Annotated in this window: 17 protein-coding genes; 2 read left to right on the forward strand and 15 right to left on the reverse strand. The window is 71.4% G+C overall.

Going from position 1 to position 20645, the window contains the following annotated elements:
• Positions 1 to 4 precede the first annotated feature (4 nt).
• The 3 genes from nadD to AC07EJ_RS17515 all read right to left on the reverse strand — a co-directional run bounded on the left by nadD (position 5) and on the right by AC07EJ_RS17515 (position 1197).
• Positions 5 to 667: a nicotinate-nucleotide adenylyltransferase gene (gene nadD, locus AC07EJ_RS17505; protein ID WP_389486147.1), complete on the reverse strand. Its 663-nt coding sequence runs from the start codon at positions 665 to 667 to the stop codon at positions 5 to 7.
• A 47-nt stretch (positions 668 to 714) separates the two neighbouring features.
• Complete coding sequence (locus AC07EJ_RS17510; RefSeq protein ID WP_199841792.1) at positions 715 to 879, reverse strand: hypothetical protein; 165 nt, start codon at positions 877 to 879, stop codon at positions 715 to 717.
• Between the two features lie 153 nt (positions 880 to 1032).
• Positions 1033 to 1197, reverse strand: a complete 165-nt coding sequence (locus tag AC07EJ_RS17515; protein ID WP_389486148.1) for a hypothetical protein — start codon at positions 1195 to 1197, stop codon at positions 1033 to 1035.
• Positions 1198 to 1304: 107 nt separating this feature from the next.
• Here AC07EJ_RS17515 and AC07EJ_RS17520 point away from each other — a divergent pair, with 107 nt between their 5' ends.
• Positions 1305 to 2402 (forward strand): M48 family metallopeptidase, encoded by a 1098-nt coding sequence (locus AC07EJ_RS17520; RefSeq protein ID WP_478884471.1) that lies wholly within the window; start codon positions 1305 to 1307, stop codon positions 2400 to 2402.
• Positions 2403 to 2423: 21 nt separating this feature from the next.
• Here AC07EJ_RS17520 and AC07EJ_RS17525 read toward each other — a convergent pair whose 3' ends face one another.
• The 5 genes from AC07EJ_RS17525 to proB all read right to left on the reverse strand — a co-directional run bounded on the left by AC07EJ_RS17525 (position 2424) and on the right by proB (position 7352).
• On the reverse strand, positions 2424 to 3497 hold the full coding sequence (locus AC07EJ_RS17525; protein WP_478884472.1) for an SCO2583 family membrane protein: 1074 nt from the start codon (positions 3495 to 3497) through the stop codon (positions 2424 to 2426).
• Positions 3498 to 3598: 101 nt separating this feature from the next.
• Entirely contained in the window at positions 3599 to 4186 is a 588-nt protein-coding gene (locus AC07EJ_RS17530) for an SCO2584 family spore wall biosynthesis protein (RefSeq protein WP_389486154.1), read from the reverse strand.
• Between the two features lie 78 nt (positions 4187 to 4264).
• A complete protein-coding gene (locus tag AC07EJ_RS17535) occupies positions 4265 to 5548 on the reverse strand; it encodes a glutamate-5-semialdehyde dehydrogenase (RefSeq protein ID WP_389486156.1) in 1284 nt (427 codons plus the stop codon).
• Between the two features lie 62 nt (positions 5549 to 5610).
• Positions 5611 to 6072: a hypothetical protein gene (locus AC07EJ_RS17540; protein ID WP_116513011.1), complete on the reverse strand. Its 462-nt coding sequence runs from the start codon at positions 6070 to 6072 to the stop codon at positions 5611 to 5613.
• Positions 6073 to 6245: 173 nt separating this feature from the next.
• Positions 6246 to 7352, reverse strand: coding sequence for a glutamate 5-kinase (gene proB, locus AC07EJ_RS17545; protein ID WP_393586515.1), 1107 nt, complete (start codon positions 7350 to 7352; stop codon positions 6246 to 6248).
• Positions 7353 to 7720: 368 nt separating this feature from the next.
• Here proB and AC07EJ_RS17550 point away from each other — a divergent pair, with 368 nt between their 5' ends.
• Complete coding sequence (locus AC07EJ_RS17550; RefSeq protein WP_389486160.1) at positions 7721 to 9808, forward strand: hypothetical protein; 2088 nt, start codon at positions 7721 to 7723, stop codon at positions 9806 to 9808.
• A 367-nt stretch (positions 9809 to 10175) separates the two neighbouring features.
• Here the strand turns inward: AC07EJ_RS17550 and obgE are convergent, their stop codons facing one another.
• From obgE to AC07EJ_RS17585, 7 genes are all read right to left on the reverse strand, one after another.
• Positions 10176 to 11612, reverse strand: a complete 1437-nt coding sequence (obgE, locus tag AC07EJ_RS17555) for a GTPase ObgE (protein WP_393586517.1) — start codon at positions 11610 to 11612, stop codon at positions 10176 to 10178.
• A gap of 193 nt (positions 11613 to 11805) precedes the next feature.
• Entirely contained in the window at positions 11806 to 12060 is a 255-nt protein-coding gene (gene rpmA / locus AC07EJ_RS17560) for a 50S ribosomal protein L27 (protein ID WP_100594223.1), read from the reverse strand.
• A 14-nt stretch (positions 12061 to 12074) separates the two neighbouring features.
• On the reverse strand, positions 12075 to 12395 hold the full coding sequence (rplU, locus tag AC07EJ_RS17565; RefSeq protein WP_383884827.1) for a 50S ribosomal protein L21: 321 nt from the start codon (positions 12393 to 12395) through the stop codon (positions 12075 to 12077).
• Positions 12396 to 12610: 215 nt separating this feature from the next.
• Entirely contained in the window at positions 12611 to 13963 is a 1353-nt protein-coding gene (locus AC07EJ_RS17570; RefSeq protein ID WP_393586520.1) for a phospholipase D-like domain-containing protein, read from the reverse strand.
• Between the two features lie 230 nt (positions 13964 to 14193).
• On the reverse strand, positions 14194 to 18066 hold the full coding sequence (locus tag AC07EJ_RS17575; protein WP_478884473.1) for an Rne/Rng family ribonuclease: 3873 nt from the start codon (positions 18064 to 18066) through the stop codon (positions 14194 to 14196).
• Positions 18067 to 18303: 237 nt separating this feature from the next.
• Positions 18304 to 19110: a TIGR03936 family radical SAM-associated protein gene (locus AC07EJ_RS17580; RefSeq protein ID WP_393586524.1), complete on the reverse strand. Its 807-nt coding sequence runs from the start codon at positions 19108 to 19110 to the stop codon at positions 18304 to 18306.
• Positions 19111 to 19156: 46 nt separating this feature from the next.
• Positions 19157 to 20542 carry a hypothetical protein gene (locus tag AC07EJ_RS17585; RefSeq protein WP_478884474.1) on the reverse strand — a complete coding sequence of 462 codons (1386 nt, stop codon included), beginning with the start codon at positions 20540 to 20542 and terminating at the stop codon, positions 19157 to 19159.
• Positions 20543 to 20645: the final 103 nt, after the last annotated feature.

Below are 20645 nucleotides of genomic sequence, written 5' to 3' on the forward strand. Positions count from 1 at the left end.
CGGCTCACTCGCCGCGGTACAGCTCGCGCTTGTCGATGTAGCGCACCACACCGTCCGGGACCATGTACCAGACGGGGTCTCCCTTGGCGACCCTCGCACGGCAGTCCGTGGACGAGATGGCGAGGGCCGGCACCTCGACGAGCGAGACACCGCCCTCCGGCAGACCGGGGTCGGTCAGCGGGTGGCCCGGCCGGGTGACCCCGATGAAGTGCGCCAGGGAGAACAGTTCTTCCGTGTACCGCCAGGTGAGGATCTGGCCCAGGGCGTCGGCGCCCGTGATGAAGAAGAGGTCCGTGTCGGGATTGAGCGCGCGCAGATCGCGCAGCGTGTCCGTGGTGTACGTCGGCCCGCCGCGGTCGATGTCGATGCGGCTCACCGCGAACTGCGGGTTCTCGGCGGTCGCGATGACCGTCATCAGATAGCGGTCCTCGGCCGGGGTGACCTGGCGGTCCGTCTTCTGCCACGGCTGCCCGGTGGGCACGAACACGACCTCGTCGAGGTGGAACTGCGCGGCGACCTCGCTGGCCGCCACCAGGTGTCCGTGATGGATCGGGTCAAACGTTCCGCCCATGACGCCGAGACGCCGCTTGGCGGTGCTGATCCGGGCCCGGTCCGGGCCGCCGGCCGGGCCGTTGACCGGGCCGGTAGGCATGTCCTGCTCTCCCATGCGTGCAGAGCCTACTGGCCCGGTCGGGGTGCCTTCGCCGTCAGGGGTCAGCGGTCCCGGTTGAAACGGGTGACGATCCACAGCATCAGCAGCAGGAGGAACAGGGCGCCGCCGCCGGTGAGGTAGGGGCTGAGGCTCGGGTGGTTGCCGCCGTGCTCGCCGCCCTCGGCGGCGAGGGTGGCCAGCTGGGCAGCGGTGCTGTGGAGGCTCATCGTCAGCAGGACCTATCCGGGTGAGACGGGATGGGGAGTCGGGATCTGGGTGGTGACATGAGGTCTGGATAAAGACTTCCCGCTCATCGTATGCGGGGGTGTCCTCGGCGATCACGCCGACTCTGCCGTATGCGCGTGTGCCCCACGGCCGCGTCAGTCGTCGCGCTTGTAGCCGCGCAGCAGGAACCAGCCCAGGAACACGCTGCCGAGGAAGCCCACGACGATGACGATGCGCAGCAGATTGCCCGCGCCCTGCTGGTCGGAGGCGGCGGCGCTGACGACCTGGGTGAGCCAGGCGGCGTCGGGTGTGTGCTCCATGGCGTTTCGCTCCTTCAGTGTGCTGCCCCGCCACGGTATCTCCGCCTACTGTGGAGACCTCCTCGGGGGCACAACCGAACACGACGGCACACGAACATGGGGGACGCATGCCCGACGTCAACGATGGCAACGACGACCGGCGCGAGCACGTACCGAGCAGGCAGCGCCGGCGCTTCGAGGGAATCTCCTCGCGGGCGTACGAGCACCCGGCGGACCGCTCGGCGCTGGTCGCACTGCGCAAGCTCACCGGTTTCGACACGGTGTTCAAGGCGCTCAGCGGGCTGCTGCCCGAGCGCAGCCTGCGCCTGCTGTTCCTGTCGGACTCGGTGCGGGTCTCCGACGACCAGTTCGCGCACCTCAACGACATGCTGCGGGACGCCTGTTACATCCTGGACCTGGAGAAGGTCCCGCCGATGTACGTCAACCAGGACCCCCAGCCGAACGCGATGTGCATCGGCCTGGACGAGCCGATCATCGTCGTCACGACCGGCCTGGTGGAGCTGCTCGACGAGGAGGAGATGCGGGCGGTCGTCGGCCACGAGGTGGGCCACGCGCTGTCCGGCCACTCGGTCTACCGGACGATACTGCTGTTCCTGACCAGCCTCGCGCTCCGCGTCGCGTGGATCCCGCTCGGCAACCTCGCGATCATGGCGATCGTCACGGCACTGCGCGAGTGGTTCCGCAAGTCGGAACTGTCGGCGGACCGCGCCGGCCTGCTGGTCGGCCAGGACCTCCAGGCGTCGATGCGCGGCCTGATGAAGATCGCGGGCGGCAACCATCTGCACGAGATGAACGTGGACGCGTTCCTCAAGCAGGCCGAGGAGTACGAAGCCGGGGGCGACCTGCGCGACTCCGTGCTGAAGATCCTCAACGTGATGCCGCGTACGCACCCCTTCACCACGGTCCGCGCGGCCGAGCTGAAGAAGTGGGCCGCGACCCGCGACTACCAGCGGATCATGGACGGCCACTACCCGCGCCGCACCGAGGACAAGGACACCTCGGTCACCGACTCGTTCCGCCAGTCGGCCTCGCACTATGCGGACAGCATGCGCAACTCCAAGGACCCGCTGATGAAGCTGGTCACGGACATCGCGGGCGGCGCGGGCGACCTGGGCGGCAAGCTGCGCGGGAAGTTCGGCGGCGGCAACGGCGGCGCGAACACCGGCAACCACGGGACGCCGGAGGACGGCGAGCAGGTCCCGTAGGTCCCGTGGGTCCCCCGGGGCTCAGAGCGAAGGCTGGGCGCTCGGCGCGAGGGCACCGCACAGCGAGGTGGTGCCGCCCGTGTCATACGGGTCGGTGCCGGCCGGGCCGCCCTCCTTCGGCGCCTGCCCCGCGAGCAGCGGGTGCAGATGGGCGGCCGAGTCGGCGGAGCAGGACAGCGGACCGGCCTGCACATAGCTGACGAGGACCTCGGCCTGGTGCATGCGCAGGTCGTCCCGGTTGAAGCGGAAGTGCAGCTCGCGGCGGACGGTGAACAGGGACGCCTTCGCGTCGGAGCCGGCGCCGGCCGGGCGCAGCGCGTAGACGAAGGTGTGGTCGGAGGCGACCTCCAGGGTGTCCGCGTCGGTCTCCGTGGCACGCAGGGTGCCCTGGACGCGGATCCCGGTGCCGGCGAGCTCGGCCTGCTTCGGGTCGAAGCGGACGAGCCAGCCGGTGGCCTCGTGCCGTCCGTCGGCGGCGGGCCGGTCGAAGCTCCGGTCGAACTGGTCGAGCTGCTGCGGGTCGAGCAGGATCCGCACGGGCCGCACGGTCTTCCCGGTGAGCACGTCGGGGTCGAGCGAGGACTCGACGAGATAGTCCTTGACGGTGGTCAGGGCGGCGTAGACCTGGCTCTCGGAGAAGTGCGCGGTGTGCTGCTCCGGGGGCAGGTTGATGCCTCCGGCGGCCGTCCTGAACTCGGCCGCGGGGCTGTGCTTGTAGAGCTGGGACACCGAGGCGGCGCCGGGCACCTTGCCCTGCGGCGAGAGCGGGATGACGGTCATCCGCAGCGGTTCGGGCCGGCGGGCGGCGGTGGCGCCCTGGTACGGGTTGCGCACGCCCATGTAGATCGCGGTGCCGAACGCGATGACGATCAGGATGACGAGGAGGACGGCCTGCCGGGTGAGGCCGCGGTGCAGTCCCGGGCGCCGGCGTACGGCGGGCGCGTGGTCAGTGATGCGCTCCTGAGCGGAGAACTCCTGGAGCCGGGCAGCACGGATGAACGACTCGTCGAAGACGACGGATCGGTACTCGTCCTCGCCACCACCGCCGGGAGCGCTCTCGGGGGTCCCCTCCGGTGGGTCTCCTGGCTCGCCCATACCTTCAGGGTAGGTCTGCTGGGGGTCCGGTAAACGCCCTGGTACACGACAACTTCCGACAGGTTCTCAACCCTGTGCTCACGGGGTGTGCCCGTCCGTGGTCAGGGGGTGCGGGGGGTCGCGGGGACCGGTGGCTGGGAGTAGTCGGCCGAGGCGCTGGGGGCGGACGGGAAGCCCTTCTCCAGCTCGGTCGTCGCGGGCGGCGGAACCCGGTCCTGGCGGCCGCCGGACGAGGCGCCGCGGTAGACGGCGGTGAAGGCGAGCGCGACCATGCCGACGCCCATGACGAGGGCGAGCAGCCAGGCGACAGGGCGGCGCCAGCGCACCTTCGCGGCGCCGGGGCGCGGGTAGCCGTCCTCGTCGACATCGGGGTCGTAGAGGTCGTCGGCGTCCGGGCCGTGGCCGTAGCCGACTCGCGGGTCGGATCCGTAGCCGTCGTCGTAGAGGTCGTCGTCGACCCCGGAGCCACGCGTGCGGGCCCTTCGTGCCTCGGCTTCCTGGGCCTCGGCGCGCGCCTGCGCCGCGGCGAGCAGCCGCTCGACCGCGGAGGGTTCATGGACCTCGGCGGCCTTCACGAAGTCCTCGTCGAAGACCACGGAGGCGAACTCTTCGTCCGCACTTCCGCGGTCGCGGTCGTCGTCGGGCTCCCAGCCGTCAGGGAACGGCGTGCCCCCCACGTCCTCCGGCACGCGTCCAGACTAGACCTGGGGGGTCGTTTTGGGCAGTCGGTGCGGGAATTCCCTTTGTACCCGTCCGCAGGCCCGCGACTACCGGGTGTGGCCGTCGCCCGTGACGATGTACTTGGTGCTCGTCAGCTCCGGAAGTCCCATGGGACCCCGGGCGTGCAGCTTCTGGGTGGAGATGCCGATCTCGGCGCCGAAGCCGAACTGGCCGCCGTCCGTGAAGCGCGTCGAGGCGTTCACGGCGACCGTCGTGGAGTCGACCAGTTGGGTGAAGCGGCGGGCCGCCTGCTGCGAGGTGGTGACGATGGCCTCGGTGTGACCGGACGACCAGAGGCGGATGTGCTCCACGGCCGCGTCCAGGGAGTGCACGACGGCGGCCGCGATGTCGTACGAGAGGTACTCGGTCTCCCAGTCCTCCGCGGTCGCCTCGACGACGGTGGCCTTGGATCCCTCGGCGTACGCGAGGACGCGCTCGTCGGCGTGCACGGTGACGCCGGCCTCGGCGAGGGCCGCGAGGGCGCGGGGCACGAAGGCGTCGGCGATGTCCTGGTGGACGAGGAGGGTCTCGGCGGCGTTGCAGACGCTGGGGCGCTGCGCCTTGGAGTTGATCAGGATGTCGACGGCCATGTCGAGGTCCGCGTGGGCGTCGACGTAGACGTGGCAGTTGCCGGTGCCGGTCTCGATGACGGGGACGATCGAGTTCTCGACGACGTTCTTGATGAGCGAGGCGCCGCCGCGCGGGATGAGGACGTCGACCAGGCCGCGCGCCCGCATCAGCTCGGTGACGGAGTCGCGGCCCTCGCCCGGCACGAGCTGGATGGCGTCCGCGGGGAGCCCGGAGCCGCCGACCGCGTCGCGCAGCACCCGCACGAGGGCGGTGTTGGACTCGTACGCGGACGAACTGCCGCGCAGGAGAACGGCGTTGCCCGACTTGAGGCAGAGGGCCGCGGCGTCCACGGTCACGTTCGGGCGGGCCTCGTAGATGATGCCGACGACGCCGAGCGGGACGCGGACCTGGCGCAGGTCGATGCCGTTCGGGAGGGTGTTGCCGCGGACGACCGTGCCGACCGGGTCGGGCAGGGCGACGACGTCGCGCACGTCGGCGGCGATGGCGCGGACCCGCTCGGGTGTCAGCGTCAGGCGGTCGATGACCGACTCGCTGGTGCCGGCCTCACGGGCGCGGGCGACGTCCTTGGCGTTCGCCTCGACGATTTCGGCCGTGCGCACTTCGAGGGCGTCGGCGATCGCGGCGAGCGCGTCGTCCTTCGCGGCCCGCGGCAGCGGGGCGATCACTCCGGCCGCGGACCTGGCGCGGTAGGCGGCCTGGGTGACGGGGGTCATCGAGTCGTACGGCGAGAGCGAGGTCATATCGGCAGGGTAATGGGCGCGCGAGGACCGTCCGGAGGCTGTTCCGAACCCTGAGATGTGACCTAAAACGGGTGTACGCCGACCGGGGTGGCCGGCAGGGGCCCGTAGCCCTCGGCTATGCGCTGGTGGTACGTGTCGCGGTCGATGACCTCCAGGCCGACGATCTCCCACGGCGGGAGCTGGGAACTCTGGCGGTGCTCGCCCCACAGGCGCAGCGCCACGGCGGCCGCGTCGTGCAGGTCGCGGGCCTCTTCCCAGTAGCGGATCTCGGCGTGGTCGACGGCGTACCGGCTCGTCAGCAGAAAGGGGTGGTCGTGCGCCAGCTGTTCGAGTCCCCGCCGCACCTCGGCGAGGGGCGCGTCGGCGCCGGAGACGCTGAGAGTGACATGCCAGAGGCGGGGGCCTTCCTCTGTCACGACGCTCTCCTCCTGCCCGCTGCCCTGGTACGACTCGCCGGCCGCGACGCTGGTCAGTGCCCGCTCCGCCGACCCTCGGGACGTCGCCCCTGGGCGCGCTCGTCTCACGACGGCCTCCTTTGCGCAATGGTCGTGCGGAACTTCCTGAAACAAAGTTGAGCAGGCCAAGCGCCCTCGTGGGGCGGTTTTGGGGAAGGTCCTCCGGCGGAGGCCCGGCTTTCGGCCGTTTACACGGTTTACGACCGGTGCGGACGCCGGATCTTCACGAGTGCGCCCGGCGGTCAGGCGTGCAGCAGCACCAGATCGTCCCGGTGGACGACCTCTCGCTCGTACGCGGGTCCCAGCTCGCGGGCCAGCTCGCGGGTGGAGCGGCCGATGAGCTGTGGGATCTCCTTGGCGTCGAAGTTCACCAGGCCGCGGGCGATCGCCCGCCCCGTGGTGTCGCGCAGCTCGACGGGGTCGCCCGCGCTGAACTCGCCCTCGACGGCCGCGATGCCCGCGGGAAGGAGCGACTTGCGGCCCTCGACGACCGCCGTCACCGCCCCGTCGTCCAGCGTGAGCGCGCCCTGCGGCGTGGAGGCGTGCTGAAGCCACAGGAGGCGGTCGGCGCTGCGCCGGCCCGTGCGGTGGAAGTACGTGCCCGTGTCGCGGGCGGCGAGCGCGTCGGCGGCGTGCACCGCGCTGGTGAGGACGACGGGGATGCCCGCGGCGGCGGCGATCCCGGCCGCCTCGACCTTGGTGACCATGCCGCCGGTTCCGACGCCCGCCTTGCCCGCGCTGCCGATCTTGACGTGCGCGATGTCGGCGGGGCCGCGGACCTCGGAGATCCGCGAGCTGCCGGGCTTGCTCGGGTCACCGTCGTAGAGGCCGTCGACGTCCGAGAGGAGGACGAGGAGGTCGGCGTGGACGAGGTGGGCGACGAGGGCGGCGAGCCGGTCGTTGTCGCCGAAGCGGATCTCGTCCGTGGCCACGGTGTCGTTCTCGTTGACGACGGGCAGGGCGCCCATCGCGAGGAGCTGGTCGAGGGTGCGCGACGCGTTGCGGTGGTGGGCGCGGCGGGCCATGTCGTCGCTGGTGAGCAGGACCTGGCCGACGCGGACGCCGTAGCGCGCGAGGGAGGCGGTGTAGCGGGCCACGAGGAGGCCCTGGCCGACGCTGGCGGCCGCCTGCTGGCGGGCGAGGTCCTTGGGGCGGCGGCGCAGGCCGAGCGGCGCGAGTCCGGCGGCGATGGCCCCGGACGAGACGAGCACGATCTCCTTCTCGCCACCGCTGCGGACCTTGGCGAGTACGTCGACGAGGGCGTCGACCCGGTCGGCGTCGAGGCCGCCCTCGGCGGTGGTGAGCGAGGAGGATCCGACCTTGACCACGATCCTGCGGGCTTCCGCCACGCCTTGCCTCATGTCCTGCCCTGCCGCTGACACGTGCGTTCCCCATCAGTGCTGACCGGCCGCGGGCCTCGTCCCGGCCACGGCCCTCGTCCTGCAATCTACGTGAGCGGTACGGCGCGGCGCCTCCGGGTTCCGAGGGGCGGACGGCAGGCTCGCGCGAGAGGAATTCCGCCGGAGTCCACGAGAGGAATTCCTGCCCAGAGGTTGCGGGGCCTTTGCCCCTTTATCCGGTGATTGCCGTCACGAAGGATTGCTAGCGAGGGCGCGAAAGTCATACGGTCAGTGGTCGGCCTTCGTCGAAGAACGCCGCGCACCCCCCGCAATTCATTCCCCCCGCCATCCGACCCCCCTGCCAGGAGCCCCGCCCAGTGCCCTCCGCCGGCCTTGCCTCCCGCCGCGTCGTGCAGCTCTCCGCGCTCTTCGCGATGTTCGCGCTCTACGCGGCCCAGCTCGTCAGCGCGCTGATTCCGTACGTCCCGGTGTTCGTCGCCGCGAGCGCCGCGGGTCTCGCGCTCGACACGTATCTCCAGTACAAGCAGCCCGGCCTGCTCTCACTCCTCGGCAAGATCCGCTTCGATGTCACCGTCCGACAGCTGCTGCGCGACATGCTGATCCTGGTCGGTCTCCTGCGCATCGACGGCATCGAGCCGCTGGCCGAGCAGTCCCCCCTCACCATCGCGCTGCTCGCCTTCTACGCCCTGCACTTCGTGTGCCAGGCCGTGGCCGTCCTGGTGCGCCGCACGCGCGCGCTGCCCATCGTGACGCGGAACATCGACGCGTCCGAGCTGCGGCTCTCCGCGGCCCCGCCGCGCATCCTGGCCCGCCGCCAGGGTCACCGCCTGCTCACCTTCGCCGCCCCCGGCACCATCGGCCTGCTGATCACGGCGGCCACCACCGACGCGCTCTGGGGCGGCATCGGCCTCGGCGTCTCGATCGTGCTGCTCGGCGGCGGCACGGGCTATCTCGCGACCTGGCTGCTCCCGAAGAAGCGCGCCCTCAGCGAGCAGAAGGTCATGGCCTGGCTCGACCGCTGGCTGGCCGACTACGAGCCGACCGTCGCGATGTACTTCTCGGGCGGCACGTCGTCCGCGTACCAGGCGAACATGTGGCTCTCCACGCTCTCCCAGGTCGACGGCAAGCCGCTGATCGTGCTACGCGAGCGGTTCATGGTCCAGAAGATCGACGCGACCGACGTGCCGATCATCTGCTTCCCGAAGGTCGCCACGATGTTCTCCCTGGAGAACTCGACGCTGAAGATGGTGCTGCACCCGGCGAACGCCGCGAAGACCTCCCAGGTCCTGCGCATCCCGACGATCAAGCACGCCTTCATCAACCACGGCGAGAGCGACAAGCTGTCCTCCTGCAACCCGTACGCGAAGGCGTACGACGAGGTGTGGGTGGCCGGGCCCGCGGCCCGCGAGCGCTACCAGCTCGCCGACATCGGCGTCGAGGACAAGGACGTCGTGGAGGTGGGCCGCCCGCAGCTGTCGCCCATCAAGCGCTCCACCGGCGCGCCCGCGGGCAAGTACACGACCGTCCTGTACGCCCCCACGTGGGAGGGCTGGGACGGCAACCCGGGCAACACGTCGGTGCCGCTCGCCGGCGAGAACATCGTCAGGAACCTGCTCGCCGACGACTCCGTGCGCCTCCTCTACAAGCCGCACCCGATGACCGGCTCGGTCGACCCGCGCGCGGGCGCCGCGAACGAGCGCATCAAGGCGATGGTCCGCGAGGCGGCCGCGAAGCGGTCCGGCGCGCGACCCGGCCCCGAGGCCGCCACCGAGCTGGCGCGCCGCGCCGCCGAGCTGGATCGGCTGACGTCCACCGCGTTCCGCTCCAGCGCGGACGAGATGGAGCGGATGCTGCTCCAGGGCACGCCCGACGGTGACCGGGAGGCCGCCGTCGCCGAGGCGACCGCCGCGTGGGAGGTCGCGTACTGGGCGTCCTTCCCGGAGTGGGAGCACCTGGTCATCACGGACGCCCGCCCGGCGATCTTCACCTGCTTCAACCAGGCCGACGTGCTCATCAGCGACGTCTCCTCGGTCGTCTCGGACTGGCTGACGAGCGAGAAGCCGTACGCCGTCGCGAACACCTCCGGCATGTCCGAGGGTGATTTCCGCGCCGGGTTCCCGACGGTGAGCGCGGCGACGATCCTGACGCCCGCAGCAACGGAGGTACCCGCCCTTCTCGCGGCCGTACGCGCCCCGGAGACGGATTCCCACGCGGAGGCCCGCGCAGAGCTCAAGGAGCACCTCCTGGGCCCCTCCGACCCGCCGTCCCTGGACCGCTTCAACGGCGCGGTGCGCGCGCTGTGCGCCCGGGCCGACGAGCGTCGCGTCCGCATGGAGTCCCGCCTCGCGACGGAGATCCCCGGCCAGCGCGACACGGACACGGCCGACGAGTTCGCCGAAACGCTGGAATCCGAGCCGGAGTCGGGCGACGCAGTCACGGCGTAGCGCTCCGCGCGCAGGCTGAACATGAAGAAGGCCCCCGGGAGATTCTCCCGGGGGCCTTCTTCATGAGCTGAGCCGGACTTCACGAGCTGGGCCAGACTTCACGGGCTGCGGCAGGACTAGAACGGCTTGAAGTCGCCGTACTCCTGCTCCGCGTCGTCCCGCTCCGCCTGGCTGTCGCGGCGGCGCTGCGCCGCGGGGCGCGAGGCCTCGAAGCGGTGGGCTGAACCTCCCCACGGCAGCCCTCACACCGCTCGGCCGCAAGCGGTCTCCCGGGCTTCGGGACAGCCACGCCGGACTCCGTCCGCCGACCCGGGCACCGCCGCCCGACAACCTGGAGCCGCCCGATGACCCAGGCCGCCTCGACGGGCTAGAACGGCTTGAAGTCGTCGTACTCCTGCTCCGCGTCGTCCCGCTCCGCCTGGCCGTCGCGGCGGCGCTGCGCCGCGGGGCGCGGGGCCTCGAAGCGGTGGTCCTCGCCGCGGCGGCCGAGCATCTCGGCGCCTGCCTTGACCGTGGGCTCCCAGTCGAAGACGACCGCGTTGTCCTCGGGGCCGATGGCCACGCCGTCGCCCGTGACCGCGCCGGCCTTCATCAGGGCGTCCTCGATGCCGAGGCGGTTGAAGCGGTCGGCGAGGTAGCCGACGGCCTCGTCGTTGTTGAAGTCGGTCTGGCGCACCCAGCGCTCCGGCTTCTCGCCGCGCACGCGGAAGAGGCCGTCCGCCTCCTGCACGACCGTGAAGCCCGAGTCGTCGACCGCCTTCGGACGGATGACGATGCGGGTCGCCTCCTCCTTGGGCTTGGCGGCGCGCGCCGCGGCGATCATCTCGGCGAGGGCGAAGGACAGCTCCTTGAGGCCCTTGTGGGCCACGGCCGACACCTCGAAGACGCGGTAGCCGCGGGCCTCCAGGTCGGGGCGGACCAGGTCCGCGAGGTCCTGGCCGTCCGGCACGTCGATCTTGTTGAGGACGACGATCCGCGGCCGGTTGTCGAGGCCGCCGTACTGCTTGAGCTCCTCCTCGATGATGTCGAGGTCGGAGACCGGGTCACGGTCCGATTCGAGGGTGGCCGTGTCGAGGACGTGGACCAGGACCGAGCAGCGCTCGACGTGACGCAGGAACTCCAGGCCGAGGCCCTTGCCCTGGCTGGCGCCCGGGATGAGGCCCGGCACGTCGGCGATGGTGTAGACGGTCGAGCCGGCCGTCACCACGCCGAGGTTCGGAACGAGCGTCGTGAACGGGTAGTCGGCGATCTTCGGCTTCGCGGCCGACAGGACCGAGATGAGGGACGACTTTCCGGCGCTCGGGTAGCCGACGAGCGCGATGTCCGCGACGGTCTTGAGCTCGAGGACGATGTCCTGGATGTCACCGGGCACACCGAGGAGCGCGAAGCCGGGCGCCTTGCGGCGGGCCGAGGCCAGCGCCGCGTTGCCGAGGCCCCCGCGGCCGCCCTGGGCGGCGACGTACGTGGTGCCCTGGCCGACCAGGTCGGCCAGCACGTTGCCCGCCTTGTCGAGGATGACGGTGCCGTCCGGCACGGGCAGGACGAGGTCCTGGCCTTCCTTGCCGGAGCGGTTCCCGCCCTCGCCCGGCTTGCCGTTCGTGGCCTTGCGGTGGGGTGAGTGGTGGTAGTCGAGGAGCGTCGTCACCGACTGGTCGACGACCAGGATGACGTCGCCGCCACGGCCGCCGTTGCCGCCGTCCGGGCCGCCGAGCGGCTTGAACTTCTCACGGTGAACGGAGGCACAGCCGTGGCCTCCGTTACCCGCGGCGACATGCAGTTCGACGCGGTCCACGAAGGTGGTCATGGTTCAGTGCCTCCTGGGGGTTCCCCCGGCGGGAGGGCCGGGAGAGTACGAAATGTCTTTGCTCTGCGTTTATTAGAAACACGCGAAGGGCGGACCTGCTTCCCGATCCGGAAGCCGAAGCTTCTGGCCGGGCAAGCAAGGTCCGCCCTCGCGAAAACGCTCTACGGAGCCTGAGTCCTAGGAACTAGGGGTTTCAGGCGACCGGAACGATGTTCACGACCTTGCGGCCGCGGTGCGTACCGAACTCCACCGCACCGGCGTTCAGCGCGAACAGGGTGTCGTCGCCACCGCGACCGACGCCCGTGCCGGGGTGGAAGTGGGTGCCGCGCTGGCGGACCAGGATCTCACCGGCGTTGACGGTCTGACCGCCGAAGCGCTTCACACCGAGCCGCTGAGCGTTGGAGTCGCGACCGTTCCGAGTGGACGATGCGCCCTTCTTGTGTGCCATCTTGTCTCAGTCCCTTACTTCGCAGCCGTGGGGATCTCAGTGACCTTGATCGCCGTGTACTGCTGGCGGTGGCCCTGACGACGGCGGTAGCCGGTCTTGTTCTTGTAGCGAAGGATGTCGATCTTCGCGCCCTTGTGGTGGTCCACGATCTCGGCCTGGACCTTGATGCCGGCCAGGACCCACGGGTCGCTGGTCACGGCTTCGCCGTCGACAACGAGCAGCGTAGAGAGCTCTACGGTGTCGCCAACCTTGGCAGTGGAAATCTTGTCAACCTCAACGATGTCGCCGACAGCAACCTTGTGCTGGCGACCACCGCTGCGCACGATGGCGTACACGCGGATCTCTCTTTCGCTCGGAACGAAACCCCTGAAGCCAGCCGTTCACACGCGCCCGAGGGCCCGTGGTTTTCCGGAATGGACGAGCGGCCTCCCCCGGTGAACCGGGAGGTGAGGTGCTCAGGGGTGCGGCGCTCAACAGACGCCGACGGTCAAGGTTACGGGGCACCCGCCGAAAGGGTCAAACCAGCCCCCTTCCGCCGGGTGCGCGCGGGCTACGCGGGCGGCTTCTCACCGTCCTGCGGCAGCGGCTTGACGCCCTTGCACAGGTCCGTGGCGTCGGCCGTGCCGGGCCAGGCGACGTTCCACACCCGGTTGAAGTGGTCGCGGTAGGCGTCGTGCACGGAGTCGTCGTCGACCTTGACGATCGCCTCGTCGTTCTCGCGCAGCGCGGGGCCCGTGTAGTTCTGCGACCCGGTGAAGGTGACCTTGTTCCGCTTGCCGTCGTACATGCCGTCCACCAGCAGGTACTTCGAGTGGATGATGTACGGCGTCGTGAGCTTCTTGCCGGGGTTCAGCGGGTCCCGGTCGTCGTTCAAGCAGCGCAGCGAGGGCCCGCCGGTGGAGTGCAGCCCCTCCCACGTCCCCTTGGTGCCGCCCAGGCTCTTGGCGCTGTCGGTCTCCGCGTACATGAGGCTGACGGAGCAGCCCTGCTTCTTCAGCGAGACCAGCTTGTCGGCGATCTGCTTGCGGGTGACCTTGAAGATCGCGGCCCGGATGACGGTCTTCTTCGCGGCGCCGGTCACCGGGTCCTTGTAGGAGCACGCGACGTTGTTGAGGACCGAGTACATCGTGTCGGACTCGTTGACCGTGCCGGCCCGCGGGAAGAAATACGCCTTGTACAGGCCGTTGCTGACGGTGCGGTAGTCCCACGTCGACCAGCTCTTGCCGGTCATGTCCGTGAAGTAGTCCGAGTACGCCTCGTACATGACGCCGTTGTTCGGCAGCAGCAGGGCGTCGTTGTAGAACTTCGTGTGCGCCGACGGCGTCGAGTTCGACGTGGTCTGCACGACGACGTTCGTGGCGCCCTCGACGGCGGAGAACAGCCAGAACTTGTTGTGCATGATCGACTGGCCGTACTTGGGATCGCCCAGGCAGGACTTGTGCGCCGGACAGAGCGTCACGAAGGACGGGCTCGTCCTGCTGGTGCCCAGGGCGGCCTTCAGCGAGGCGTACGAGGTGTTGGTGGGGCGGTCGCTGACGCTGGACTCGTCGAGCAGTATCTGCACGTTCACGCCGCGCTTCTTGGCCGCGACGAGCGCGTCGACGACCGACTGCTCCCACACGTGGTAGACCGCGACCTTGATCACCGAACCGGGCAGCGCCGCGTTCGTCAGCTGGATCAGCCGGGTGCGGATCGCGTACTGCTGGTCCGTCGTGCCGTGCGGGTCGTTGAAGATCGGCCCCTCGGTCCACGTCGGGGTGTCCGCGGCGGCGGTCCCCGTGGACGCGGTGGCCTGGATCCCGGCCGCCGAGAGGACCGTGGCGATGGCCACGACCTGTCTACCGCCCTTGACCGGCTTCACGGCACGGTGACGGCCCGTGCCTCTCAGGCGCGCGTGCGCCATTGTTACCCCTCCCCTGGTTCACGGGCCGCGTGTTCTCCCCAACGCGCGGTCGCGTGATCGTTCATGTTCACTCGTGCGACTCCATGAGTTTTACAGGTAGTTGGCAGCTCTCCAAGAGCAGGGTGCGGCTCAAGTGGCGCGACGTGACCTGTGACACGCCGACGCCCCCGTTGCCGCACAGTGCGGCAACGGGGGCGTCGGATCCGGATCTACCGCATCTACCGCGTTGTTCAGGCCTCGTCGGCCGCGGCGGAGACGGACGGCTGAGCCTGCTGCTCGGCCGCCACGGTCTTCTTCGCGGTCGCCTTCTTGGCGGCGGTCTTGGTCGCCGCCTTCTTGGCCGTCGTCTTCTTCGCGGCCGTCTTCTTGGCCGCGGTCTTCTTGGTGGCGGCCTTCTTCGCCGTCGCCTTCTTGGCCGTCTTACGGGCCGTCTTCTTGGCGGCGGGCGCCTCCTCGGCGGCCTCGGGCTCGGCCGTCTCCGGCTCGGCCTGCGCCTCCGTGGCCGACGGGACGACCATGACGGCCGCCTCCTCGGACGCGGTCGGCGCGGTGGCCTTGCGGACGGCGCGGCGACGCGGGCGGGCCGGAGCCGCGCTCTCGACGGGCGCCTCGGCCTTCTCCTCGGCCTCAGCGGCCTTGGGCTCCTCGGCCACGACGGGCTCGGGCTTGGCGGGCGCCGCGACGGTCACCTCTGCCTCGGCGGCGGCCTTCGGCGAACCGGCCGGGGCCGTCGCCTTACGGGTCGCCCGACGGCGCGTACGTCCCTTGGGAGCGGCGTCGTCGACCGGGGCGGGCTCGGCCACGACGGGCTCGGCCACGACGGGCTCCGGCTCGGCCTGCGGGGCCTCGACCTGCGGGGCCTCTACGGGTGCCTCGGCCTTCGGAGCGCCGGCCGGAGCCGAAGCCCTGCGCGTCGCCCGACGGCGCGAACGGCCACCACGCGCCGCGGCCTCCGCCTCGGCGGGGCTGCTGTAGAGCTCCTCGTCCGGCACGAACTCGGGCTCGGCGAGCGCCACCGGAGCCGCGACCTCGGCGGCGACCTCGGCCTCCGTCTCGACCTCGGTCTCGGCGGTCACCAGCTCGTGCTCGTGCGTCTGCTCAGCACCGCCACGGCCGCGCTTCTTGCGCTTGCCGCCGCCACCGGCGGACGTGGGCTGCTCCATGTGGACGATGACGCCGCGGCCGTTGCAGTGGACGCAGGTCTCGGAGAAGGACTCCAGGAGGCCCTGGCCCACGCGCTTGCGGGTCATCTGGACCAGGCCGAGCGAGGTGACCTCGGCCACCTGGTGCTTCGTCCGGTCACGGCCCAGGCACTCGAGGAGCCGGCGCAGGACCAGGTCCCTGTTGGACTCCAGGACCATGTCGATGAAGTCGATGACGACGATGCCGCCCAGGTCGCGCAGCCGCAGCTGGCGCACGATCTCCTCGGCCGCTTCGAGGTTGTTCCTCGTCACGGTCTCTTCGAGGTTGCCGCCCTGACCGGTGAACTTGCCGGTGTTGACGTCGACGACGATCATCGCCTCGGTCTTGTCGATCACCAGCGAGCCGCCGCTGGGCAGCCAGACCTTGCGGTCGAGCGCCTTGGCGAGCTGCTCGTCGATCCGGTACGTGGCGAAGACGTCGACCTCGGAGGTCCACCTCGAGAGGCGGTCGGACAGGTCGGGCGCCACGTGGTTGACGTATCCGTGGATGGTCTCCCACGCGTCTTCACCGCTGACGATGACCTTGGAGAAGTCCTCGTTGAAGATGTCGCGCACGACGCGGACGGTCATGTCCGGCTCGCCGTACAGCAGGCTCGGCGAGCTCGTCGAGATCTGCTTCGACTTCTTCTGGATGTCCTCCCACTGGGCCTGCAGACGCTCGACGTCGCGGCTCAGCTCCTCCTCGCTCGCGCCCTCGGCGGCGGTACGCACGATGACGCCCGCGTCCTCGGGGACGATCTTCTTGAGGATGGTCTTCAGACGCGCGCGCTCGGTGTCGGGCAGCTTGCGGCTGATGCCGGTCATCGACCCCTCGGGGACGTAGACCAGGTAGCGGCCGGGCAGCGAGACCTGGCTGGTCAGGCGGGCGCCCTTGTGGCCGATCGGGTCCTTCGTGACCTGCACAAGGACGGACTGGCCGGACTTGAGGGCGGTCTCGATGCGGCGCGGCCCGTTGGCCATGCCGAGCGCCTCGAAGTTGACCTCACCGGCGTAGAGCACGGCGTTGCGGCCCTTGCCGATGTCGATGAACGCGGCCTCCATGGACGGCAGCACGTTCTGGACCTTGCCCAGGTACACGTTGCCGACGTACGAGGTCGCCTGCTCCTTGTTGACGTAGTGCTCGACGAGGATGTCGTCCTCGAGCACGCCGATCTGGGTGCGCTCGCCGTTCTGGCGGACGACCATCACGCGCTCGACGGCCTCGCGGCGCGCCAGGAACTCGGCCTCGGTGATGATCGGCACACGGCGGCGGCCCTGCTCGCGGCCCTCGCGGCGGCGCTGCTTCTTGGCCTCGAGACGCGTCGAGCCCTTGATGGACTGCACCTCGTCGGCGCCGGTGCCCCGCTCCTCCTGCTTACGGGGTTCGCGGACCTTCACGACCGTGCGCTCGGGGTCGCTGTCGCCCGGCTCGCTGTCGGTGGAGGAGTCACCCGCGCGGCGGCGACGGCGACGGCGACGACGGCTGCTGCTGGAGCCGGACGGGCCGGACTCCTCGCGCTCGTCGGCCTCGTCGTCCTCTTCGCTCTCGTCGGTGTGCTCGGCGCCCTCGTCGGTGGGCTCGGCCTCTTCGTCGGTCTGCTCGTCGGACTCGGCGTCCGCGGAGTCACCACGGCGGCGACGGCGGCCACCGCGACGGCGACGGCGCGTGGGGCGGTCGCCCTGCTCGTCGTGGTCCTCGTGGTCCTGGTCGCCCTCGTCGGTGCCCTCGGCGTCCTCGGCCTCGGCGGGCTCTTCGACGGCGGCGGGCCGCTGCGGCTCGGCGGCCGGGGCGGCGGGCTGCTCCTCGGCGGCGCGGCCACGGCGGCGGCGACGGCGCGGCGTCTCCTCCGCGACCACGTCGGCGACGGTCACGGGCTCGGTCGCGGCGGGGGCCTCGGCCTCGGCCGGCTCCTCCTCCACCACGGCCTCGGCGGCGGCAGCCGCGGCGGCAGCGCGCTCCGGGGTCTGGAACATCGGCTCGGCGAAGACCGGCGCCTGGAAGACGGCGACGGACGGCCGCGCGGGACGGCGCGAGCCCTTCGTGCCCTTGGCCTCGTCGGCGGCGGGCTCGGCGGCGGCACGCGTGGCGGCCTTCCTGGCGGAGCGCTGCGCGGGCTCGGAGAAGCCGACCGCGGCCTTGCGGGTGGCACGGCGGCGGGGGCGGCGCCCACCTTCGGCGTCCTCGTCGGACGCGGCAGGGGCCTCGGCCTTGGCGGTCCCCGCCTTGGCGGTCTCCGCCTTCGGAGTCTCCGCCTTCGGGGTCTCGGTCGCGGCGGGCGCGGCGGCGGCCACGGGCGCGGCCTGCTCCGTCTGCTCGGGCGCGCCGGCGGGGGCCGTGGAGCGTCGGGTGGCGCGGCGGCGGCCTCGCCCGGCGGGCGCGGCCTCCGGCTCGGCGGCGGGCTCTTCCGCGGCCACGGCGGGCGCGGCGGCGGGCTCGGTCACCGCGGGGGCCTCTACCTGCTCGGGGGCGCCGGCGGGGGCGGAGGCGCGGCGCGTGGCACGGCGGCGCGGGCGCCCGGCGGGCGCGGCCTCCGGCTCGGGCGCGCTCTCTTCCGCGGCGACGGCGGGCGCGGCGACGACAGCGGGCGCGGCCTCGGCGCTCTCGGCTGCGTCGGAAGTCTTGGGCGCGCCGGAGGGCGCGGAGGCGCGGCGGGTGGCGCGCCGGCGCGGGCGCCCGGCGGGTGCGGCGTCCTGCGCGGGGGCCTCGGCGGCTGTGCTCGCCTCGGTCTCTTCGACCTCGTCGGCGACGGGGTCGGCGGCGGCCGTCACGGCCGGGGTGGTGTCAGCGGCGGCACCCGTGGGCGGGCCCGCGGGGCGCGAGGCCGCACGGCGCCGGCGGCGCGGCGGCAGGGTGTCGCTGGGGCTGTTGTTGTCGGTTCCCACGGACGACGACGTCTCAGTGGGTTCGGTCGGCTCAAGCATGCGGGTGGATCTCCCGTCAGGCTCCCGGGCGCCGCGCCTGGTCCGGTGACGTCCGCGGCTCGCGCGTTCATGCGCGGTGCCGCCGTCCGGGGCGCGGGCGCCGCACGGGAGCTCTCTGTCTGTTCTCGTCGGTTCCGTACGCCATGTGTGCGTACGGCCTGGCGAAAGTCCTTGGGTTCGTGCGCTGCCCGACCCAGGTGGCTCCCGAGTACGAGGGCGGCGCTTCGACGACCGTCCTTACGCGGAACCTGGCACCGGCGCCGTCGCGGCGGCAGCTGTGGCGCTCCCCCCGCTTGCGGGAGGTGCGGCCTTGACTGCCTCGCGGTCGGGCGCGAGCGGGTCGGTCACCGTGCCGGTCTCTTCATCGAAAAGCCCCTGCGCCAGCCTGGTCACCGCTGCGGGGACCGGCGGCGCCAGGTCGGCCACAGCTCGGAGACCGGACAGGACGTCGTCGGGTCGAACGGCAGGCGTCACGTGCCGAACAACCAGGCGCAGTATCGCACAGGCCTTGTCGGTCGGCCTATCAGCCCGTTCTTCGTGCACCTGCGGGGCCTCGGCGGCCTCGAGGCTCACGACGGCGGCGCGGGCGTCGAACGTCCGCATCCCGTTCTTGGTCCTTCGCTGGACCTCGACGGTCTCCGCCGCGACGAACGCGTCGGCGGCCGCCTTGGCCTCACTGGCCTCGACGCCGTCGAGCCGCAGCTCCCAGACGGATGCGGTGAGCCTGTCGGCGAGGCCCGAGGTGCGGGACTCGACGGCCTCGATGATGTCGAGCCCGGTGGGGAGCGACTCGTCGAGGAGCTCGCGCAGCGTTTCCGGATCGCGCGCTTCGGTGAGCGCGATCTCCAGATACTCGGCTTCGCTGCCTGTGCCGGTGGGTGCGGCATTGGCGTACGACACCTTCGGGTGCGGCGTGAACCCCGCCGAGTACGCCATGGGCACCTCGGCGCGGCGCAGCGCACGCTCGAAGGCGCGCTGGAAGTCACGGTGGCTGGTGAACCGGAGGCGGCCGCGCTTGGTGTAGCGCAGTCGGATGCGCTGCACCGCGGGTGCGGGCGGCGGGCCTTCGGGCTGTCGCTTGCCCAGTGTTCTAGTCCTTCGTGAGTGCGGTCGTACTGCTACCTACAGTACGTGCCTGAGGCGAGTCAGGTTCCCGCCGGTCCCTGACCAGCGGTTCGGGCTCCGCCCGTTTTGCTCCGAAGAGCGCCCTGCGGACGTCGGCCCTGGCCTGGCGCACGCTCTCGCGTGCCGCCGCGAGGGCCTGGCGCGCGACGGCTCCCGCGTCCTTGACCGCGCGGGCCGCGGGCCGCCATACGGAGTCCCGTACGAGGTGTCCCAGCGGGGTGCACACGGAGCGGTACGCCCAGCGCACCGGGTCCACGAAGATCCGCCGCAGGAGCCGGCCGAGGAACCGTCCGACAGCCCGGGACACGTGTCCGGCGACACGCCACGCGTGCCCGAGCGCGTCACCGATCTCCCGTACGAGGACGAAGACCCCCCGCCCGACGGGCACGAGTACCCAGCGCCAGAGGGCGACGGCGGGCACCACGAAGATCCACCGTACGAGGGTGACGAAGACGGTCCGGAGCCCGCGCCCGAACCACGCGAGCCCGGTCCACACGCCCCGGCCGCACCACGTCAGGCCCGCGCCGACCGCTCGGCCGGCGTGGGCGAGACCGGCCCCAACTACCCTCAGGAGAAGGACAGTTACGCGTCCGACGGGCGCGAGTACGCGGATGTGGAGCCAGACCCAGGGCCAGACGAAGAGGGCCTTGGACAGCCAGCCGACGGCGGTCACCGTGCCGCGGCCGAGTGGGGCCAGGGCGTGTGCGTAGAGCCACACCGCGGGGACGACGACGAGGACACGCAGGAGCGCGGTGACGCCCGCCCCCAGGGCGCGGCCCACCGCCGCGAGCCCCCGAGCCAGCCAGGCGATCCCCTGCCCGGCCGGTGTCATCACGCGCCGGTACCACCAGGCGACCGAGGCGACGACACCCTTCCACCACACCCAGAGGCCGACGGCCCGCACCCCGCGTCCGACGGGTGCGAGGACATAGCGCCACAAAGCAACCCACGGCCAGACGAAGAGCGCCTTGCCGGACCACCTCAACGCGACACCCACCGCCCGCCCGACCGGAACCAGCACCCGCCTCCACAACGCAACCCACGGCCACACGAACAGCGCCTTGCCCAGCCACCTCAGCGCGGCGCCCGCACCCCGTGCCGCCGGGGCGAGTGCGTGCCTCCAGAGCCACGCCCACGGGACCACGAACAGCGCGCGGGCCAGTGGGACGAGGCCGCGACGCCATACGGCGCGGCTGCCGGCGGCGAGGGCGTCCCAGGCCAGGCGGATCGGTACGACGAGGACTAGGACGACGATGCGCACCGGGATGCGGATCGCGGCCACGAGGCAGCCCTCGGGCTGCCGTTCGGCGGTCGCGGGCGTCGCGGGCGTCGGGTGCTTCTCCCAGTCCATGCCTCTTCAGACGCCCGAGCGCGGCATACGGATGCGCGTCATGGGAACTTCACGCACACCTCTGGCCACGGCCACTTCTGTCTCGTATTCATAACGGGTCTGG

The organism is Streptomyces sp. NPDC045026 (assembly GCF_056432625.1).

Bases quoted from the DNA above. Each gene is read 5' to 3' on its own strand.
- nadD (WP_389486147.1), bottom strand. From the start codon at position 667: ATGGGAGAGCAGGACATGCCTACCGGCCCGGTCAACGGCCCGGCCGGC.
- AC07EJ_RS17510 (WP_199841792.1), bottom strand. From the start codon at position 879: ATGAGCCTCCACAGCACCGCTGCCCAGCTGGCCACCCTCGCCGCCGAG.
- AC07EJ_RS17515 (WP_389486148.1), bottom strand. From the start codon at position 1,197: ATGGAGCACACACCCGACGCCGCCTGGCTCACCCAGGTCGTCAGCGCC.
- AC07EJ_RS17520 (WP_478884471.1), top strand. From the start codon at position 1,305: ATGCCCGACGTCAACGATGGCAACGACGACCGGCGCGAGCACGTACCG.
- AC07EJ_RS17525 (WP_478884472.1), bottom strand. From the start codon at position 3,497: ATGGGCGAGCCAGGAGACCCACCGGAGGGGACCCCCGAGAGCGCTCCC.
- AC07EJ_RS17535 (WP_389486156.1), bottom strand. From the start codon at position 5,548: ATGACCTCGCTCTCGCCGTACGACTCGATGACCCCCGTCACCCAGGCC.
- obgE (WP_393586517.1), bottom strand. From the start codon at position 11,612: ATGACCACCTTCGTGGACCGCGTCGAACTGCATGTCGCCGCGGGTAAC.
- rpmA (WP_100594223.1), bottom strand. From the start codon at position 12,060: ATGGCACACAAGAAGGGCGCATCGTCCACTCGGAACGGTCGCGACTCC.
- AC07EJ_RS17570 (WP_393586520.1), bottom strand. From the start codon at position 13,963: ATGGCGCACGCGCGCCTGAGAGGCACGGGCCGTCACCGTGCCGTGAAG.
- AC07EJ_RS17575 (WP_478884473.1), bottom strand. From the start codon at position 18,066: ATGCTTGAGCCGACCGAACCCACTGAGACGTCGTCGTCCGTGGGAACC.
- AC07EJ_RS17585 (WP_478884474.1), bottom strand. From the start codon at position 20,542: ATGGACTGGGAGAAGCACCCGACGCCCGCGACGCCCGCGACCGCCGAA.